The organism is Corynebacterium tuberculostearicum (assembly GCF_046097465.1).
Taxonomy (GTDB): domain Bacteria; phylum Actinomycetota; class Actinomycetes; order Mycobacteriales; family Mycobacteriaceae; genus Corynebacterium; species Corynebacterium tuberculostearicum_I.
This window is the reverse complement of sequence record NZ_CP175799.1, coordinates 987,521-1,003,173: the sequence shown is the minus strand read 5'-3', so window position 1 is coordinate 1,003,173 and position 15,653 is coordinate 987,521. Positions and strand designations below refer to the sequence as shown.

Genomic DNA, 15,653 nt, shown 5'->3' with positions numbered 1-15,653 from the left:
AGGTGAGCTTAAAGCTCAGAAGGAGATACGCGCTTCGGCAGAACAACCGGGCGGGTGTGTGCCAGCTCTTCTACGATGCGTACTACCTGGTTGGAGTAGCCATACTCGTTGTCGTACCACACGTACAGCACCAGGTGCTTGCCGGAGGCGATGGTAGCAACGCCGTCGACAATGCCGGCGTGGGTATTGCCGATGAAGTCAGAGGAAACAACCTCTGGGGAGGCAATGTAGGAAATCTGCTGGCGCAGGTCGGAGTGCAGGGAAACGTTGCGGAGGAAGTCGTTGACCTCATCGCGCTCTACTTCCTTGGACAGCTCGAGGTTGAGCACGGCCATGGACACGTCCGGGGTAGGAACGCGGATGGCATTGCCGGTGAGCTTGCCCTCAAATTCCGGTAGAGCCTTGGCCACAGCCTTGGCTGCGCCGGTAGCGGTAAGCACCATGTTCAGGCCTGCGGCGCGGCCGCGGCGATCGCCCTTGTGGTAGTTATCGATGAGGTTCTGGTCATTGGTGAACGAGTGCGCGGTCTCCACGTGACCGTGGGTTACACCGTAGCGGTCATTGATGACCTTAAGAACCGGGGTAATGCCGTTGGTGGTGCAGGATGCAGCGGAGAGGATCTGATCCTCATCGCTGATGTTGTCGTTATTGATGCCGTAGACGATGTTCTTGATATCGCCCTTGCCCGGTGCGGTCAGCAGCACGCGGGAGATGCCCTTGGCCTTGAGGTGCTGAGACAGGCCCTCGCGGTCGCGCCATGCGCCGGTGTTGTCCACCAAGATGGCGTCATTGATGCCATAGGAGGTGTAGTCGATCTCGGCGGGATCATTGGCGTAGATCATCTGGATCTTGGTGCCGTTAGCCCAGATGACCTCATTTTCCTCGTCCACTGAGATGGTGCCGTTGAAAGCACCGTGGACGGAATCGCGGCGCAGCAAGGAAGCGCGCTTGAGAATGTCACCGTCGCCCTTCTTGCGCAGGACGATGCCGCGCAGGCGAACGCCACCGTAAGCTGCCTCGCGGGCGACGAGCAGGCGGGCCAGCAGGCGTCCGATGCGGCCGAAGCCGTAGAGGACGACGTCGGTGGTCTCTAGGTCAACGCCAGCACCGACGATCTGGCACAGCTCGCCTTCCAAGTACATGCGGAGGTTTTCCTCGTTGGATTCCTCCCACCCGAGGACCAAGCGGCCGAGGTCGACGCTTGCGGCGCCCAGGTTCATGTCTGCCAATTCCACCAGGATAGGCAGGGTCTCCGCCGTGGACAGGTGGCGCTGCGCAATGCGGCGGCCGTAGCGGTGAGACTTGATGATGTCGATATCGGTCTGGCCCACCAGTGGGCGGCCGAAGATGGTGGTGACAACGTTATTGTTGCGGTGCAGCTGGTGGATGAGCGGAATCATCTGCTGCGCCAGCTCGAGGCGCTCGTTCCAATCATCATGGCCAACATGTGCGTTCGCAGTCACGTAATTCATTCCTTTTCTGTCACGGGGGTGGCATTAAATCTTCAAACATAAATATTAGCGCTTACTAGTGTGGGTTTTGGCATAGATCGTTCAGGATGTTGGCCACAGTACCCCCGTTAATTTTTGCCACGTCGGTACCTACGAGGCAGTAGGCTACGGCATTATCGTGCTGCGCACGGCGTTCCTTAAGCACAGGGTTCAAGAGCGGATAAACCGGTGGAAGGTTGGGGTGGCTGCGGGTGTACTGAGTTTCTAGTCCACGGGCAAAGCGGCCCGAGAACGCACGGGTGGACACGGTCTGCCCACCCCGGCGCAGTAGCTGCCGGTTGTAGTCACTCGTTCCCGCCTCTTCGGTGAGCAAGAATGCGGAACCGCAGGAACATGCGCCGACGCCGTCCCAGGACATAGCAGTGGCTATATCGTCTGCGGTGCGCAGGCCGCCAGCGGCGATTAGAGGAAGATCAGGGGCGGCGGCATGCACGTCGGACACCAACTCTTCCAAGTCCCGGGAATCGGGAGTCGCGGCTAAGTCCCAGGTTCCACGATGGCCGCCGGCGGCCGGGCCTTGGACGCAGAGCACGTCGACGCCCCGACCTGCGGCGACGGTTGCCTCCGCAGTAGTGGTGACGGTGGTCCAGGCCTCTGCGCCCGCGGCGTGGATTCGCTCTATCTGTTCGGGTGTAAAGGTTCCAAACATGGACCACACCACGCGGGCGCCACCGCGCAGCGCTAGTTCCAGCTTCTCTTCGAAGCCAAAGGAGTAATCGGGATCAGGCAGTGGCTGGTTTTCTGCTTGCGCCAGATCGCGTGCGGCTGCTAGGTGCGCCCTGGAAAGCGGCTGTTGTGGGCAAAAGAGATTTACTCCAAACGGAATGCCGCCACACTGGTCAATCTGTGTGCGGGCAGCGTCTATGCTGGCAGAGCCCACACCTAAGGTGCCAAAAGAGCCGGCGGCATGGGCAGCGCGCACTAGTTCCGGGGTGGTGGGACCGCCGGCCATGGGCGCGGGGATTACGCTACGGGAAAGGGAGCTTATAACCTGACTCATAGCACCCCACCTTACTGAGAGAGGAAGCTAGTGCAGTGGCACCTTTAGGAGATTTTTTCGCACGGTTCTTTGGCTCGAAGAATAAACCCACACCAGGCCTCAATCCGGACGAGCTAGAGGCGGAGTGGCTTATTGTGGGCTTGGGCAATCCCGGCGCGAAGTATGCCGCTACCCGCCACAATGTGGGCTATATGGCCATCGATGATCTGTTAGCCGCAGGCGGTGACGTGCTGGAGCCGGTTCGTGGGATGGATGTGCAGGTCGCGCCGCTTAGCTGGGCGGGACAGAAAGTACTTGCCGTGCGTTCGGGCACGTTTATGAACCTTTCTGGCGATCCAGTAGCGCCACTGGCACAACAACTTGGCATCGCCGCAGATCACGTCATTGTTCTCCACGATGAGCTGGATCTTCCGGCCAATAAGATCCGGATCAAGCAGGGCGGAAATGAAAACGGGCACAACGGCCTCAAGTCGCTCACCGAGCGCTTGGGCACCCGCGACTATCTGCGCGTGCGCATTGGTATTGCCCGGCCGCCCAAGGGTTCGTCCATTCCGGATTACGTATTGGGCCCCGTGGATGCGGGCGCTGGCTTTGATGATGCCATCGCCACCGCGGCCGAGGCCGCCCGCCTCATTGTGACGGACGGGCTAGGCAAGGCCCAGAACCAGATCCACTCGCGCTAGCACTGGGAAAATTTTTCTAGCGCCTTGGGGCTGCCGGCGGCGACGATGAAATCGGTGGGGGTGAGCTCGGTGGCGTCGGCAAGCGGGGCCCACTCCCCTTCCGCCCGGCGTACGGAAACCAATTGCACGCGGTGCGTGCGCCAGATGGCAGAAAGGTCGAGCGGCCGGCCCACCAATGAACTAGGAACGGCCATCTGGGTCACGCCATAATCGGTGGCAATCTCCGCAAAATCACGGAAGCGCCCGCCCAAAAGGTAAGCCACGCGGCGGCCGGTATCGCGCTCTGGTCGGATGACATGGTGGGTACCAATCTGGCTGAGAATACGCGCGTGTGCTTCCGAATCAGCCTTGGCCCAGATGTCTTTGACCCCCAACTCCACCAGATTGGACGCGGTGAGAATGGAATCTTCCAAATGGGAGCCGATGGCGACGATGACGCGCTCAACCTCCTCCACGCCCAGCTGGCGCAAGGCCTCTGGGTCGGTGGTATCGGCCGCGATGGTCTCGGTGAGGTAGGGCGCTTCTTCGCGCACGCGCTTTTCACTGGAGTCGATGCCGAGGACCTCAACCCCATTGGCCATCAGCTCATGCGCAAGCGAGGAGCCAAAGCGCCCCAGACCAATAACGACGACGGGTGGAATATCGATGCCGGCGCGGGAGCGTCCCAGCGCCTTGAGAATATTAGCCAAGGAACGGCCTTTCTTCGGGATAGCTATAGCGACGGCTGACGGATTTCGCCGCCAGCGCAGCTACCAAGGTGGTTGGGCCAACGCGGCCCAGGTACATGATGAGGCACAGCACTATCTGCGAGGGTGCAGACAGGCTTGCGGTAATTCCGGTGGACAAGCCCACCGTAGCGAAAGCGGAGAGCACTTCAAAGGACACCTGATCACCGCTAAACTCCGGATCAAAAAAGCGCAGCGCCGCCACGCCCAGCGTGACCACCAGAACCCCGGCAAAGCTCAGGGCTAGGGCCTGGCGGGTCACCGATCGCGGAAGGCTGCGGTGACCGATGGTGGTGGTTTCCCGGCCCGAAAACTCCGCGGCCATGGCAGCCAAGAGCACGCAGGCGGTGGTGACTTTAATACCGCCGGCCGTACCGGCCGAGCCACCGCCGATGAACATCAAAATATCGGTGCCCATCAGCGTAATGGGGTGTGCTTGCCCATAATCAATGGCGTTAAAGCCCGCGGTGCGCGGAGAAGCGCTGGCAAAGAAAGAGTTGAGCAACTTATCCCCCAGCGACATCGAAGACAAAAGCCCGGTCCATTCCATGCAGGCGAAAAAGACCGCACCCGCTACCAAAAGCATGGTCGTAGCCACCAAAGTCATGCGCGCGGTAATGGAGATGCGGTGGACCACGTAACGGTTGCGGCGCACGAGGCGTACCAGCTCCGCCCATACCGGAAATCCCAAGCCGCCACCAATCAGCGCGGCGGCCAGGGGCAGCAGAATCCAGGCATCTGCAACAAAGGGCACCAGGTTATCGCTATTGGTGCTAAAACCCGCGTTATTGAATGCAGAAATGGCGTGAAAGATGCCTTCCCATACCGCGCGCGGAAAGGAATGACCATAGCCAATCATCAACCGCGCAGCCACGATGACAGCGATGATGATCTCTGCCACGGCGGTAAAGGCAAAGGTAAAAATCAGCGTCTTGCGAATTCCGCCAGGAGCAATGGGGCGCCCCTCATAGGCACCCGTCTTGCGTGCTTTGAAGCTAATCCGGCCGGTAAAAAGCAGGCCGGATAGCGAGGCCAGGGACATGATGCCCAAGCCACCCAGTTGGATGAGTGCCAAGATGACTACTTGGCCGGCCGGGCTCCAAAAACTACCGGTATCCACCACGATAAGTCCGGTGAGCGATACCGCAGACGTAGCGGTAAAAAGGGCAGACAGAAATGATGCACGGGCGGTGCCGGCCTCGGCGAACGGCAGCATGAGCAAAACCGTTCCCAGCAAAATGAGCAAAAGAAAGCCGGCTGCGGTTAAGCGCGCCGGTCCCCAGTGCCGTATGGAAAACAGATGTTTCACGAGCGGAAGTATAGACCTGCTTGGGGTGCAAGGAAACTGCTAGCGAGCACCACCCCCGCCTCGAAGTTAAGATTGGGGCTATGACTTCGCCACATAGCACTGCCAAGACGATTGTGATTACGGGCGCATCGGGCGGGCTGGGCGCCGCGGCTGCTCGTCAGTTGCACCGCACCCGGCCACAAGACAATCTGGTTATCGTCGGCCGTAATCCGGAAAAGACCCGCGCGGTGGCCGAGGAAGTCGAAGGCCAGTACTTACTGGCGGACTTCGAATCCCTAGGCCAGGTTCGCCGCTTGGCACAGGATTTGGAGGGCTTAGAGCACATCCACGCCCTGGGCAATAATGCTGGCGGCATTTTCGATGGCCCCTCCACCACTGCTGATGGATTTGAGCGCACCTGGCAGGTCAACGTGGTTGCACCTTTCCTGTTGACCTCATTGCTGCGCGAGAAGCTGCGCGCAGATTCCGCCAACGTAGTCCAGACCGCTTCGCTGGCCAATTTCCTCATGTCCAACTTTGACCCGAACGATCCCGATACTGTGGAGCGCTTTAGCCCCGAGCGTGCTTATGGCAACGCGAAGTTGGGGGATATCCTGCTTACCCGCTATTTCGATGCCCACGGGCTTAATGCAGTCTCTTTCCACCCGGGCGTGCTGGCCACGGACTTTTCCAAGTCCTCGACGGGCATGATGTCCAAAATGTATTCCGGACTGATCGGCAAAACCTTTGGCAAGCCTGCAGACGGCGGCGATAACCTCGCCTACTACCTGACCGGCACGGAAGGCATCCACTTCAAATCCGGCGAATACTACAACGACAAGCGCAAACCCGGCCTGCAGCGTCCCATTGCGAAGAAGCTATCGGTAGCCCGCCGCGTCTTTGATGATTTGGGGCGCCGCCTCAATGTGGAGTGGTAGCGCAAACCCACTAGACTATGCCGCATGAGTTCTGTCGTTTCTGAGGCCTCGCGCCGCCGCACGTTTGCCGTTATCGCCCACCCCGATGCTGGTAAGTCCACGCTGACGGAGGCGCTGGCGCTGCACGCACACGTTATTAATGAGGCCGGCGCGGTCCACGGCAAAGGCAACCGCAAGTCCACCGTGTCTGACTGGATGGACATGGAAAAGGACCGCGGTATTTCCGTGGCTTCCTCAGCGCTGCAGTTCGAGTATGCGCCCGAGGGACACGAGGGCGAGCCCTACATGATCAACCTGGTTGATACCCCAGGCCACGCGGACTTTTCGGAAGATACCTACCGCGTGCTCACTGCGGTGGATGCGGCAGTCATGCTTATCGACGCCGCCAAGGGCCTCGAGCCCCAGACCCTCAAGCTCTTCCGCGTGTGCAAGGCCCGCGGCTTGCCCATCGTCACCGTGATCAATAAGTGGGACCGTGTAGGCCGCGAGCCCTTGGAGCTCGTCGATGAGATCGTCAACGAAATCCAGCTGCAGCCCACTCCGCTGTACTGGCCGGTGGGCATAGCCGGTGATTTCCGCGGTCTGGCGCATATCAATGACGACGGCGAGGCGGATGAGTATATCCACTTCATCCGCACCGCTGGCGGTTCCACCATTGCTCCAGAGGAACACTTCGACCCGGATGCCGCCGGTGAGAAGGAAGCAGATGTATGGGAAACCGCCGTCGAAGAGGCCGAGCTCCTCGCCGCCGATGGTGCCCTGCATGATCAGGAGCTTTTTGAGCAGTGCGTGACCTCCCCACTCATTTTTGCCTCTGCGATGCTGAACTTTGGTGTGCACCAAATCCTGGATACGCTGTGTGCCATTGCCCCGGCACCGCACTCGCGCGAGTCTGATCCTAAGGCGGTTGAGGCTGCCACCAGTGCTATCGACGAGGTCCGCGAAGTAAGCGATGATTTCTCCGGCGTCGTCTTTAAGGTTCAGGCAGGCATGGACCAAAAGCACCGCGATAACTTGGCCTTCATGCGCGTGGTCTCCGGCGAATTTGAGCGCGGCATGCAGGTGCACCACGCCCAGTCTGGCCGCAGCTTTTCCACCAAGTATGCGCTGACCGTCTTCGGCCGCACGCGCGATACCGTGGACACCGCCTATCCCGGCGATATCGTAGGTTTGGTCAACGCCGGCTCACTCGCGCCTGGTGACACCATCTATTCCGGCAAAAAGGTCCAATTCAAGCCGATGCCACAATTCGCCCCTGAGGCTTTCCAGATTCTGCGCGCGAAGTCGCTGGGCAAGTACAAGGCCTTCCGCAAGGGTCTGGATCAGCTGGCAGCCGAGGGCGTGGTTCAGATTCTCAAGAACGAAGCCCGTGGCGATGCCTCGCCGGTCATGGCGGCGGTCGGCCCCATGCAGTTCGAAGTCATGCAGGCCCGCATGGAGTTCGAATATAACGTAGAAACCGTCACCGAACCCATCCCCTATTCCGTGGCCCGGCGCACCGATGCCGAATCCGCCCCAGAGCTCGGCCGTCAGCGCGGCGTGGAAATCTTCACCCGCCAAGATGGCGAGCTTATCGCGCTCTTTGGCGATAAGTGGAAGCTCGCCTTCATTGAGAAGGAACACCCAGAGCTCACCATGGAAACCCTCGTGGCGGATTAGAAACCACACAGCTTCACACGGCAGAGAAAAAGGCCGCTTCCCGTTCTGGGAAGCGGCCTTTTCCGTTGCGTGTTAAACCATCAACATCACAGGGACAACGGCAATCTTGACCACCTGCCCCACCACAATGGTGGCCGCATAACCGGTCATGATGCGCGAGTCGGAGCTCAGCCCCGTGGCGTAATTGACCACGGCCGGCTGAGCAAAGATGCCAGAGAGTCCGCCAGAGGTACGGGTTTCGGACTGACCCATGAAGCGATTCGCTACAGCGAATAGGACCGAAACCACCACGGTGACAATGGCGGCGAGGATCATGCACTTCAGACCCATCCAGGAGAAGGCGGTGGACATGAATGCCTCGCCGGATGAGAGGCCCACAGACGCCAAGAAGATAACGAGGCCCCACTGCTGGAAGGCGGTATTAATGGAGGCCGGAACCTGCCACGGAATGCGGCGGGTACGGTGCAGCGCGCCCAGGATAAGACCCGTAATCAGCGGGCCAAGCGCAAAGCCCAGCTCGAAGGAAGCGCCACCCGGCATCGGAACCACGACCTGGCCCAGCAGGTAACCCAGGAACAGGCCACCACCCAAGGCCACCCAGTTCAGCTCGGAGTAGGACTTAATTGAGTCACCGAAGTAATCCTTGATGTCACCCAAGCGGTCAAACTTCACGATGAGCTCCAGCATATCGCCAGAAGCCAAGTGGGTTTCGTTATTGGCCAAGAATTCCTCATCGCCGCGCTGCACGCGCACGATGCGACCGCCATAGCGGGAGAACAGGTTGAGCTCCTCAACGGTGCGGCCGGCGATATCTTGGTTAGAAATAGCCACGTTTTCGATGACCAGGCGTTTATCCACGAACGGAGTTTGCGGCTGACGCTTGCCCAGCATCTGGGTCAGTTCACGGGCCTTAGCCTTGGTGACCATAACGCGCAGGATATCGCCCTTGTGCAATTCGGGGCGATCGCCGGCAACCCGGACCTTATTACCGCGGCGAATGGTAGCGATAACAAAGTGATCCTTGAACTGTTCTTCCAAGTCATCGTAGTTCACGTCTTTGGTAACGCGAATGGTACGGGAACGGAAGATCTTGGAGGCCGAATTGTCCTTATCGTGCTTGGCGGGCCAATTCTGCTTGAGCAGGAATGCCACGACCAAAATGGCCACCGCCACACCCACGGGATAGCCCAGCGAGTAGCCCACAGCGGGTAGCTCTTCACCGGTTTGCTGTTGGGCAACTGCCAGCGACGGCGTCGAGGTCGTGGCGCCGGCGAATACACCAACGGAGGCCAGGGTATCCAGCCCCAGCATGCCGCCAAAGAGGAGGGCTGCGCCCGCGGCCACCACAATCGCAATGGCTGCGGTGAGCATGTGCTTCATCTGCTTAGAAAAGCCCTTGAAGAAGCGCTCACCGGCGGACAGGCCCTGCATATAAATAAAGAGTCCCAATCCCAGCTCTTGCAGGGAGCTTAAGATGTCTTTATCTAGATCAATAAATGAGCCGAAGGCCAAGCCCATAAACAGCGTGCCCGCCGCGCCAAAGCGCAGCGGACCGAAGGGGATCATGCCAAATAGCGTGCCGAGCAACACTATGAAAAAGATGCTCAGCCATATATTTCCATCAAAAATTGCTAACACGCTGGAATATTTTAGGCATTTTCCTCCAAAGTGCCACGTGAAAGGCACATTCTTTAACGACCACCAATGGCATCGCTACTGCTTAAGCCCTTTTCGTCAGGGGCCACCCACCCCCAGCAGCGGCACATCTCACAGGAAACGCTCATAGTGAACTAATCAAGGAGGAACTCCTTCCACCGTGGCCACTCCGTATAGGTCTGGGCTTTCCCCGCCTGATAGTTCGCCCGCAGCTTGTGCACGTTGCGTTCGGTAGAGGTCACCTGCATATCCTGCGGGAAAAATAGTTGCGCCCTACCTTGGCGCTCCAACTCCAAAAGCCGGTCTTTGGCCGCGTTATAGAGGGCGGGGCGGGCTACGAGGGCGTCGGCAATAGCGGGGTACCTGCGGAAGACGCGGCGGACGAAGGCTGGGCGCGCGACCGCAGGGCGCACGTACCCGCGCGGCTTTGTACCAATAAACAGGAACTTCTCGTAGCCGGCCTCTTCTGCTTGCGCAATGGTAATGCCACCGGAAGAGCCCAAAGCACCGTCCACGTACGGCGCGCCGTCGATAGATCGCATCGGCATAATCAGCGGCAGCGTGGAAGAAGCGCGCACGCGCACGAAGAGATCTTCCGGGGTGTGGATGTCCTCGCGCGTCCAGTAAACAGACTCGCCGGTATCGGCGCGCGCTGCAGCAAGCACCATATCGGCCGGATGCTCACGGTAAGCCTGCCAATCAAAGGGCAAATCCTTGTCCGCGGCGCGCTCATAGATGTACTCGGCATTGAAATACCCGGTGCCACGCACCAGCGAACCCACTCCGCCGAAGCTGGGGCTTTGAGCAAAGTCTGTAAAAGACTCTTCGGCGCGGCGGGCATCGCGCGACAAGTAATTAACGGTATGCGATGCCCCGGCGGAGACGCCGCCTACCCAGCCAAAGTCCACGCCCTCTTCGATGAGTTTGACCATACAGGCGGCCGTATAGGAATTGCGCATGCCGCCGCCTTCAATAACGAGTGCGGTGTTGCTGGCGTCAATCATGGTGCCCCATACTACGCTGGGCCCAATGAAGCGCATTTTCCGACAATTGCTCGCGGACGAAGAAGGCACCTTCGATATCGAAACCGGCCAGCAGCCTCGCACCGGGTTCGCCTATAACCCCACCGGGAAAGCGCTGCTGCGGGTGACGGAGCCTACCCCAGCCGCGGTGAGCAAGGCCTTGGCCTTAGCCAAAGAACACGGCGCGCGGTATCTCGGCACATGGCGCCAGCCGGATGGTCCGCTAGTCTTCCTCGCCACGACCGTAACCCACGATGAGTCTGTGGCCCGCGAGCGCGTTGCCGCCACGGGCCAACGTGCCTATTTCGACCTGGAGCGCTGCCGCACCATCACCGTCAATGCTCATTAGACTGGGCTCCCATGGGATTAAAAGATGCACTTGCCCGGCTAACCGGCGCACAGTCCCCGCGCCTGGCCCGCCCAGATTCCGCGGCGCTCACTGCCACTGTAGAAAGGCTGGAGGTCCACACCGCCGGCCCGCTTATCATTGTCGTCACTGACCAACCCGGCGCGGAGGTACTGCTGGAGGTAGCCCGCGCCCGCGAGTCAGCCACGTTGGCTTCCCCCACCACGACGGTGCATTTTCCCGCCGCGAAAAAGGATGCCTTGCCCATCAAAGATCCCCGGCGCGGCTGGGTCATTCCGCTTACGCCCGCGCTTGCCGACGCCCTCGTAGACCACCTCCCCTACCCCGGCGACTATGAACTTTCCCCCGCCCTAGCCGTGGTGGTCGAATAATTACCTTGAAAGGACTGACATGCTGCTTTTGCCTTGTGCGGGAAAGAAGCCGCGCATCCACCGCAGTGCGTGGATTGCGCCCAATGCTACCATCATTGGCGATGTAGAAATCGGCCCGGATTCCTCCGTCTTTTATGGCAGTGTCCTGCGCGGCGACGTGGGCGCAATTCGCATCGGCGCTAGGTGCAACATTCAGGACAATTGCGTCTTCCATGTAGAAGAGGACACGCCATGTGTACTAGAAGATGATGTCACGGTGGGACACATGGCGATGGTCCATGCCGCGCATGTGGAGGCCGGTTCCCTGGTGGGTATGTCCTCTTCGCTGCTCTCGCGCTGCACTATCGGTGCGGGCTCGCTTATTGCTGCCGGCGCCGTGGTGCTAGAAGGCACCGAAATCCCGCCACGGAGCCTTGCCGCAGGTGTGCCAGCCAAGGTGCGCCGCGAGCTCCGCCCAGAGGAATCGCAAGCCTTCATTCCGCATGCTGCCCGGTACGTGGAGTGCGCTCGCAACCAATCCGATGTGGCGTTGAGCCTGGATGAGGTCACCTTTGATTAAAGGGAAAGCACGCCCATGAGGATGAGGAAGACCGCCACGAGGTAGCCCCCAAAGAGCGCCACCTGGGTGCTATTGGCGCGCGCCGCGGCAAAAAGACGGCCGGCGGCCGATTCGGGATGGGCGCGCACCACCGCAATAAAAAGGCCACAGATAGTGGGCAGGGACAAAGCCAAGCTGGCATACCAGACCAAGCCGCCGTACTGAGCGGCCGGAGCGATATTTTCGGTAGCCAGGTGCATAAGCCCGTAATAAAACGGCACCGAGGTCAGCGATTGCACCACACCCATTACGAAGCCGATGAGTGCGGTAATCGGTGACGGCGTGCGCAGCGGCTCGAGCAGACGACTTACTAAGGCATTGGGCTGGCCTTGAGAGCGCCACGCACCGAACCCCACCGCGATGCCGACTGCGACAAGTACCCAGCCAGCAATGGGTGAGCTCAAAATGGCCTCGATCTGGTCTTTTATCCCTAGCAAAACAAACATCACCACGGCCGCCGCGGCGAGAACGCCAATCCAGTCTCCTACCACCACCAATGCAGCAATGCGCCGATACTTGCCGCGGGGCAAGATGATGCCAATGGCCACGAGGATGCCAATGAGTAGCGCATTGACGGAATCCAAGAGGGCAAAACTAACGGCGTGGAGCATGCCGGTCAGTCTACCGCCCCATACCGCCATCGCCGATACGTCCGAGGGCACAAGCCGCATATCTCACGAGCAGCTTCCTGTGTTCCACCTCACCTATATTTGCACACGTTCCGCAATTTTGCATACATTATGCAATGTTTCGCACGGGGTGCAGATTTCTCCCCGCGGATTCCATATTCACTGTCACCCGCGCGCAAAGCATTGCACGCATACCGCACAAGAAAGCACATTTTTATGTCTAAATTCCTCTACCGGCTAGGTAGCTGGTCCTACCGCAAGGTGTGGCCATTCCTCGCCTTTTGGCTCATCGTCTTGGTGGCCATGGTGGGACTTACCGCCGGCTTTGCCAAGTCACCGAACCCTAATTTCTCCATGCCGGAGATGGACTCCACCACCACCCAAGACAAGATGATGGAGCGCTTCGGCCAAGATACCGATGCCATGAGTGCACCCGAAGGCACGGTGGTCATCCAAGCACCGGAGGGCAAAGACCTCACCGATAAACAGGTAGCTGGCAAGGTAGATGACCTCCTTAGTGAGCTCAAAGACACTGGCGCGCTCAAGGACCAGGACAAACTGGTCAGCCCGGTGATGGCTGCAGCCGGCATGGAAAAGCAAATGGGCGAAAAGATGAAAGCCCAGCACATGCCAGACGAGCAGATTAAGAAGAACCTGCAACAGCTCTCCCCTCTGAGCGAGGACAAAACTACCGGTACCGTCACTATTACCTTCGACGCCGACGAAGTCAGGGACATCCCAGAAGAGGACATGACCAAGGTCACGGACGTCCTCAACAAGTACGACGAGGGCGAGCTCACCGTGAAGTACCAGGGCAACGCCTTTAGCTCCGCGGGCCAAGAGATGGGCGGCAGCGCCGAGATTATCGGCCTCATCGTCGCCGCAATCGTGCTGCTGATTACCTTCGGTTCCTTCGTGGCCGCTGGCATGCCGTTGATTTCCGCCATCATTGGCGTGGGCATCGGCATCCTCGGCGTACAGGTATCCACGGTCTTTACGGATACCGTCTCCGATATGACCCCGACATTGGCCTCCATGATTGGCCTGGCCGTCGGCATCGATTACGCGCTGTTTATTGTCAACCGCTTCCGCAACGAGCTCATCACCTCCTCTGGTCTCAACGATCTTTCGCCAAAGGAACTGGCCCAAGAGCTCAAGAAGATGGATAAGGCCACCCGTGCCCACGCCATGGGCATGGCGCTGGGCACCGCGGGCGGTTCCGTTGTCTTCGCCGGCACCACCGTTGTCATCGCCTTGGCCGCGCTGACCATTATCGGCATTCCATTCCTGGGCACCATGGCCATCGCCGCCGCGGCAACAGTGATCATCGCCGTATTGGTTGCCAATACTTTCATTCCCGCCCTGCTGGGACTTTTGGGCACCAAGATCTTCGCCGGCCGCGTGCCTGGCCCCAAGGTTCCAGACCCAGAGGACGAAAAGCCCACCATGGGCCTGCGCTGGGTACGTCGCGTGCGTGCCCACCCGTGGCTGCACCTTATCGCGGGCGTCGTCTTGCTGGGCATCCTGGCCGTACCATTTGCCCAGCTGCGCCTGGCCATGCCTACCGATGGCACCGCAAAGCCCGGCACCCCGCAGCGCGAGGCCTATGAGATTACGGCAGACGCCTTTGGTCCTGGCCGCAATGCGCCGATGATCGCGTTCGTTGATGTGGCCGACGTTCCCGAGCAGGACCGCATGCCGGCCTTCCAAGATCTCCTGAAGGAGATCAACGGCAATGACGGCGTAGAAAACGCCCAGATCGTGCAGACCACCGAGAACGGTGATGCTGCGCAGATCATGATTACGCCCACCACCGGCGCGACCGACGAAGAGACCACGGAAACCCTTAACCAACTGCGCGATTACCAGGGTGAGTTTGAAAAGACCGGCGGTTCCTACGGCATTACCGGTATCACCCCGATCTTCGATGACATTTCTGAGCGCCTCAATAACGTGCTCATCCCATACGTAGCCATCGTGCTGGGCTTGGCCTTCATCGTCTTGATGCTGGTCTTCCGCTCCATCTGGGTACCGCTCATCGCCGCAGCCGGCTTCGCTTTGTCGATGGCCGCAACCTTCGGCATCACCGTGGCCATTTGGCAAGAAGGCATGTTCGGCATCGTCGACGACCCACAGCCGCTGCTTTCCTTCCTGCCCATCATGCTCATCGGCCTGACCTTCGGCCTGGCTATGGACTACCAGGTCTTCTTGGTCACCCGCATGCGCGAGGGCTTTGTCAATGGCAAGACGGCCGGCAACGCCACCTCGAATGGCTTTAAGCACGGCGCGCGCGTGGTAACCGCAGCGGCGCTCATTATGATTTCCGTCTTTGCCGCCTTCATCTTGATGGACGAGCCGTTCATTAAGACCATGGGCTTTGCCCTGGCTGCGGGCGTGCTTATCGATGCCCTCGTGGTCCGCATGATGATCATCCCAGCCACCATGTTTGTGCTGGATAAGAAGGCCTGGTGGTTCCCGCGCTGGTTGGATAAGATCACGCCAAACATGGACATCGAAGGCGAAGCCTTGCACTCTGACCGCGAGGAACTCCTGCGCGCCCAGCGAGAAAAGGTAGGCGAGACACACCGTGGCTAGTCTGCGCGAAGAAAAGAAGCGAGCTACGCGTCAGGCCATGGCCGATGCGGCAGCGCGCCTCGTCCTCGACGGCGGCGCCGAAGCCGCTACGGTCTCCGGCATCACCGCGGCCGTCGGGGTCTCCCCGCGCACCTTTCACAACTACTTCTCCTCCGTGGCAGATGCACTACTGTCCTTTAGCACCGATGTGCTTGCCAAGTTTTCCAAGGAAGTACCCACTGTCTTTCCTAATTCATCCATTTCTGAATTCCTCGAACAGGTAACGCTCGATGCCACCGAAAACGAGGGCAAAGAGCTACATTCTTTTACCTCTCATTTCACCATTGGCGAGGCTTTAGAAAACTTGAGCCATACCTCGAAAAAGCGCCAACAATTCCAAGTCGTAGCTGACCAAGTTTTGGAAGCTTTCCACCAACGCGTCCCGGATAAGTCGCGCTTTGAGATCGCGGTCATTCTCCAAGCGTGTGCGGGTGCCAGTGCGATGAGCATGAAAGAAATCCACCGCCGCTCCCAAGCCGAAGAATCACTGGACGCTCACACAAAGCATGAGATAGTTCGCACAGCCTTTGCCACCGTGCGCGCCATCGACTAGCTAGCCTAATGGGCGCTTT

The 15,653-nt window shown here is 59.4% G+C and carries 15 protein-coding genes; 8 read left to right on the top strand and 7 right to left on the bottom strand.

What is annotated here, in order from left to right; translation table 11 throughout:
* Positions 1–8 precede the first annotated feature (8 nt).
* Positions 9–1,463, bottom strand: a complete 1,455-nt coding sequence (locus tag ACKFRX_RS04830) for a glyceraldehyde-3-phosphate dehydrogenase (RefSeq protein WP_408928197.1) — start codon at positions 1,461–1,463, stop codon at positions 9–11.
* A gap of 64 nt (positions 1,464–1,527) precedes the next feature.
* On the bottom strand, positions 1,528–2,511 hold the full coding sequence (locus ACKFRX_RS04825) for a nitronate monooxygenase (RefSeq protein WP_408928196.1): 984 nt from the start codon (positions 2,509–2,511) through the stop codon (positions 1,528–1,530).
* A 35-nt stretch (positions 2,512–2,546) separates the two neighbouring features.
* Between ACKFRX_RS04825 and pth the strand changes: the two genes are divergently transcribed.
* Positions 2,547–3,194, top strand: a complete 648-nt coding sequence (gene pth, locus ACKFRX_RS04820) for an aminoacyl-tRNA hydrolase (RefSeq protein ID WP_408928195.1) — start codon at positions 2,547–2,549, stop codon at positions 3,192–3,194.
* Here the strand turns inward: pth and ACKFRX_RS04815 are convergent.
* Positions 3,191–3,883 carry a TrkA family potassium uptake protein gene (locus tag ACKFRX_RS04815; protein ID WP_005329053.1) on the bottom strand — a complete coding sequence of 231 codons (693 nt, stop codon included), beginning with the start codon at positions 3,881–3,883 and terminating at the stop codon, positions 3,191–3,193. The two genes, pth and ACKFRX_RS04815, sit on opposite strands and share 4 nt — an antisense overlap.
* Positions 3,876–5,228, bottom strand: coding sequence for a TrkH family potassium uptake protein (locus tag ACKFRX_RS04810; protein ID WP_408928194.1), 1,353 nt, complete (start codon positions 5,226–5,228; stop codon positions 3,876–3,878). Before ACKFRX_RS04810 ends, ACKFRX_RS04815 begins: the two co-directional genes overlap by 8 nt.
* Before the next feature lie 80 nt (positions 5,229–5,308).
* Between ACKFRX_RS04810 and ACKFRX_RS04805 the strand changes: the two genes are divergently transcribed.
* Positions 5,309–6,145, top strand: a complete 837-nt coding sequence (locus ACKFRX_RS04805) for an SDR family NAD(P)-dependent oxidoreductase (RefSeq protein WP_408919032.1) — start codon at positions 5,309–5,311, stop codon at positions 6,143–6,145.
* A gap of 24 nt (positions 6,146–6,169) precedes the next feature.
* On the top strand, positions 6,170–7,804 hold the full coding sequence (locus ACKFRX_RS04800) for a peptide chain release factor 3 (RefSeq protein WP_239207997.1): 1,635 nt from the start codon (positions 6,170–6,172) through the stop codon (positions 7,802–7,804).
* A 72-nt stretch (positions 7,805–7,876) separates the two neighbouring features.
* Here the strand turns inward: ACKFRX_RS04800 and ACKFRX_RS04795 are convergent, their stop codons facing one another.
* Together ACKFRX_RS04795 and ACKFRX_RS04790 are read right to left on the bottom strand one after the other, a co-directional pair.
* Positions 7,877–9,442 carry a TrkA C-terminal domain-containing protein gene (locus ACKFRX_RS04795; RefSeq protein ID WP_408919033.1) on the bottom strand — a complete coding sequence of 522 codons (1,566 nt, stop codon included), beginning with the start codon at positions 9,440–9,442 and terminating at the stop codon, positions 7,877–7,879.
* Positions 9,443–9,594: 152 nt separating this feature from the next.
* A complete protein-coding gene (locus ACKFRX_RS04790; protein WP_005323708.1) occupies positions 9,595–10,464 on the bottom strand; it encodes a patatin family protein in 870 nt (289 codons plus the stop codon).
* Positions 10,465–10,489: 25 nt separating this feature from the next.
* Between ACKFRX_RS04790 and ACKFRX_RS04785 the strand changes: the two genes are divergently transcribed.
* The 3 genes from ACKFRX_RS04785 to ACKFRX_RS04775 are packed head-to-tail and all read left to right on the top strand — an operon-like array spanning position 10,490 to position 11,779.
* The gene (locus ACKFRX_RS04785) at positions 10,490–10,831 is read left to right on the top strand and encodes a hypothetical protein (protein ID WP_408919034.1); all 342 of its coding nucleotides are present in this window, start codon (positions 10,490–10,492) and stop codon (positions 10,829–10,831) included.
* Positions 10,832–10,842: 11 nt separating this feature from the next.
* Positions 10,843–11,220 carry a hypothetical protein gene (locus tag ACKFRX_RS04780; RefSeq protein ID WP_408919035.1) on the top strand — a complete coding sequence of 126 codons (378 nt, stop codon included), beginning with the start codon at positions 10,843–10,845 and terminating at the stop codon, positions 11,218–11,220.
* A 19-nt stretch (positions 11,221–11,239) separates the two neighbouring features.
* Positions 11,240–11,779: a gamma carbonic anhydrase family protein gene (locus tag ACKFRX_RS04775; RefSeq protein WP_408919036.1), complete on the top strand. Its 540-nt coding sequence runs from the start codon at positions 11,240–11,242 to the stop codon at positions 11,777–11,779.
* On the opposite strand, the gene ACKFRX_RS04770 is transcribed toward ACKFRX_RS04775, so the two are convergent.
* On the bottom strand, positions 11,776–12,429 hold the full coding sequence (locus tag ACKFRX_RS04770; protein WP_408919037.1) for a hypothetical protein: 654 nt from the start codon (positions 12,427–12,429) through the stop codon (positions 11,776–11,778). The genes ACKFRX_RS04775 and ACKFRX_RS04770 overlap by 4 nt on opposite strands.
* A gap of 234 nt (positions 12,430–12,663) precedes the next feature.
* Here ACKFRX_RS04770 and ACKFRX_RS04765 point away from each other — a divergent pair, with 234 nt between their 5' ends.
* The gene (locus ACKFRX_RS04765) at positions 12,664–15,042 is read left to right on the top strand and encodes an MMPL family transporter (RefSeq protein WP_250409549.1); all 2,379 of its coding nucleotides are present in this window, start codon (positions 12,664–12,666) and stop codon (positions 15,040–15,042) included.
* Complete coding sequence (locus tag ACKFRX_RS04760) at positions 15,035–15,634, top strand: TetR family transcriptional regulator (RefSeq protein ID WP_250409550.1); 600 nt, start codon at positions 15,035–15,037, stop codon at positions 15,632–15,634. Before ACKFRX_RS04765 ends, ACKFRX_RS04760 begins: the two co-directional genes overlap by 8 nt.
* Positions 15,635–15,653 lie beyond the last annotated feature (19 nt).

Excerpts from the sequence above, each read along its gene's own strand:
- ACKFRX_RS04775 (WP_408919036.1), top strand. The coding sequence starts at position 11,240 with ATGCTGCTTTTGCCTTGTGCGGGAAAGAAGCCGCGCATCCACCGCAGT.
- ACKFRX_RS04825 (WP_408928196.1), bottom strand. The coding sequence starts at position 2,511 with ATGAGTCAGGTTATAAGCTCCCTTTCCCGTAGCGTAATCCCCGCGCCC.
- ACKFRX_RS04780 (WP_408919035.1), top strand. The coding sequence starts at position 10,843 with ATGGGATTAAAAGATGCACTTGCCCGGCTAACCGGCGCACAGTCCCCG.
- ACKFRX_RS04785 (WP_408919034.1), top strand. The coding sequence starts at position 10,490 with ATGAAGCGCATTTTCCGACAATTGCTCGCGGACGAAGAAGGCACCTTC.
- ACKFRX_RS04805 (WP_408919032.1), top strand. The coding sequence starts at position 5,309 with ATGACTTCGCCACATAGCACTGCCAAGACGATTGTGATTACGGGCGCA.
- ACKFRX_RS04800 (WP_239207997.1), top strand. The coding sequence starts at position 6,170 with ATGAGTTCTGTCGTTTCTGAGGCCTCGCGCCGCCGCACGTTTGCCGTT.
- ACKFRX_RS04770 (WP_408919037.1), bottom strand. The coding sequence starts at position 12,429 with ATGCTCCACGCCGTTAGTTTTGCCCTCTTGGATTCCGTCAATGCGCTA.
- ACKFRX_RS04790 (WP_005323708.1), bottom strand. The coding sequence starts at position 10,464 with ATGATTGACGCCAGCAACACCGCACTCGTTATTGAAGGCGGCGGCATG.
- ACKFRX_RS04765 (WP_250409549.1), top strand. The coding sequence starts at position 12,664 with ATGTCTAAATTCCTCTACCGGCTAGGTAGCTGGTCCTACCGCAAGGTG.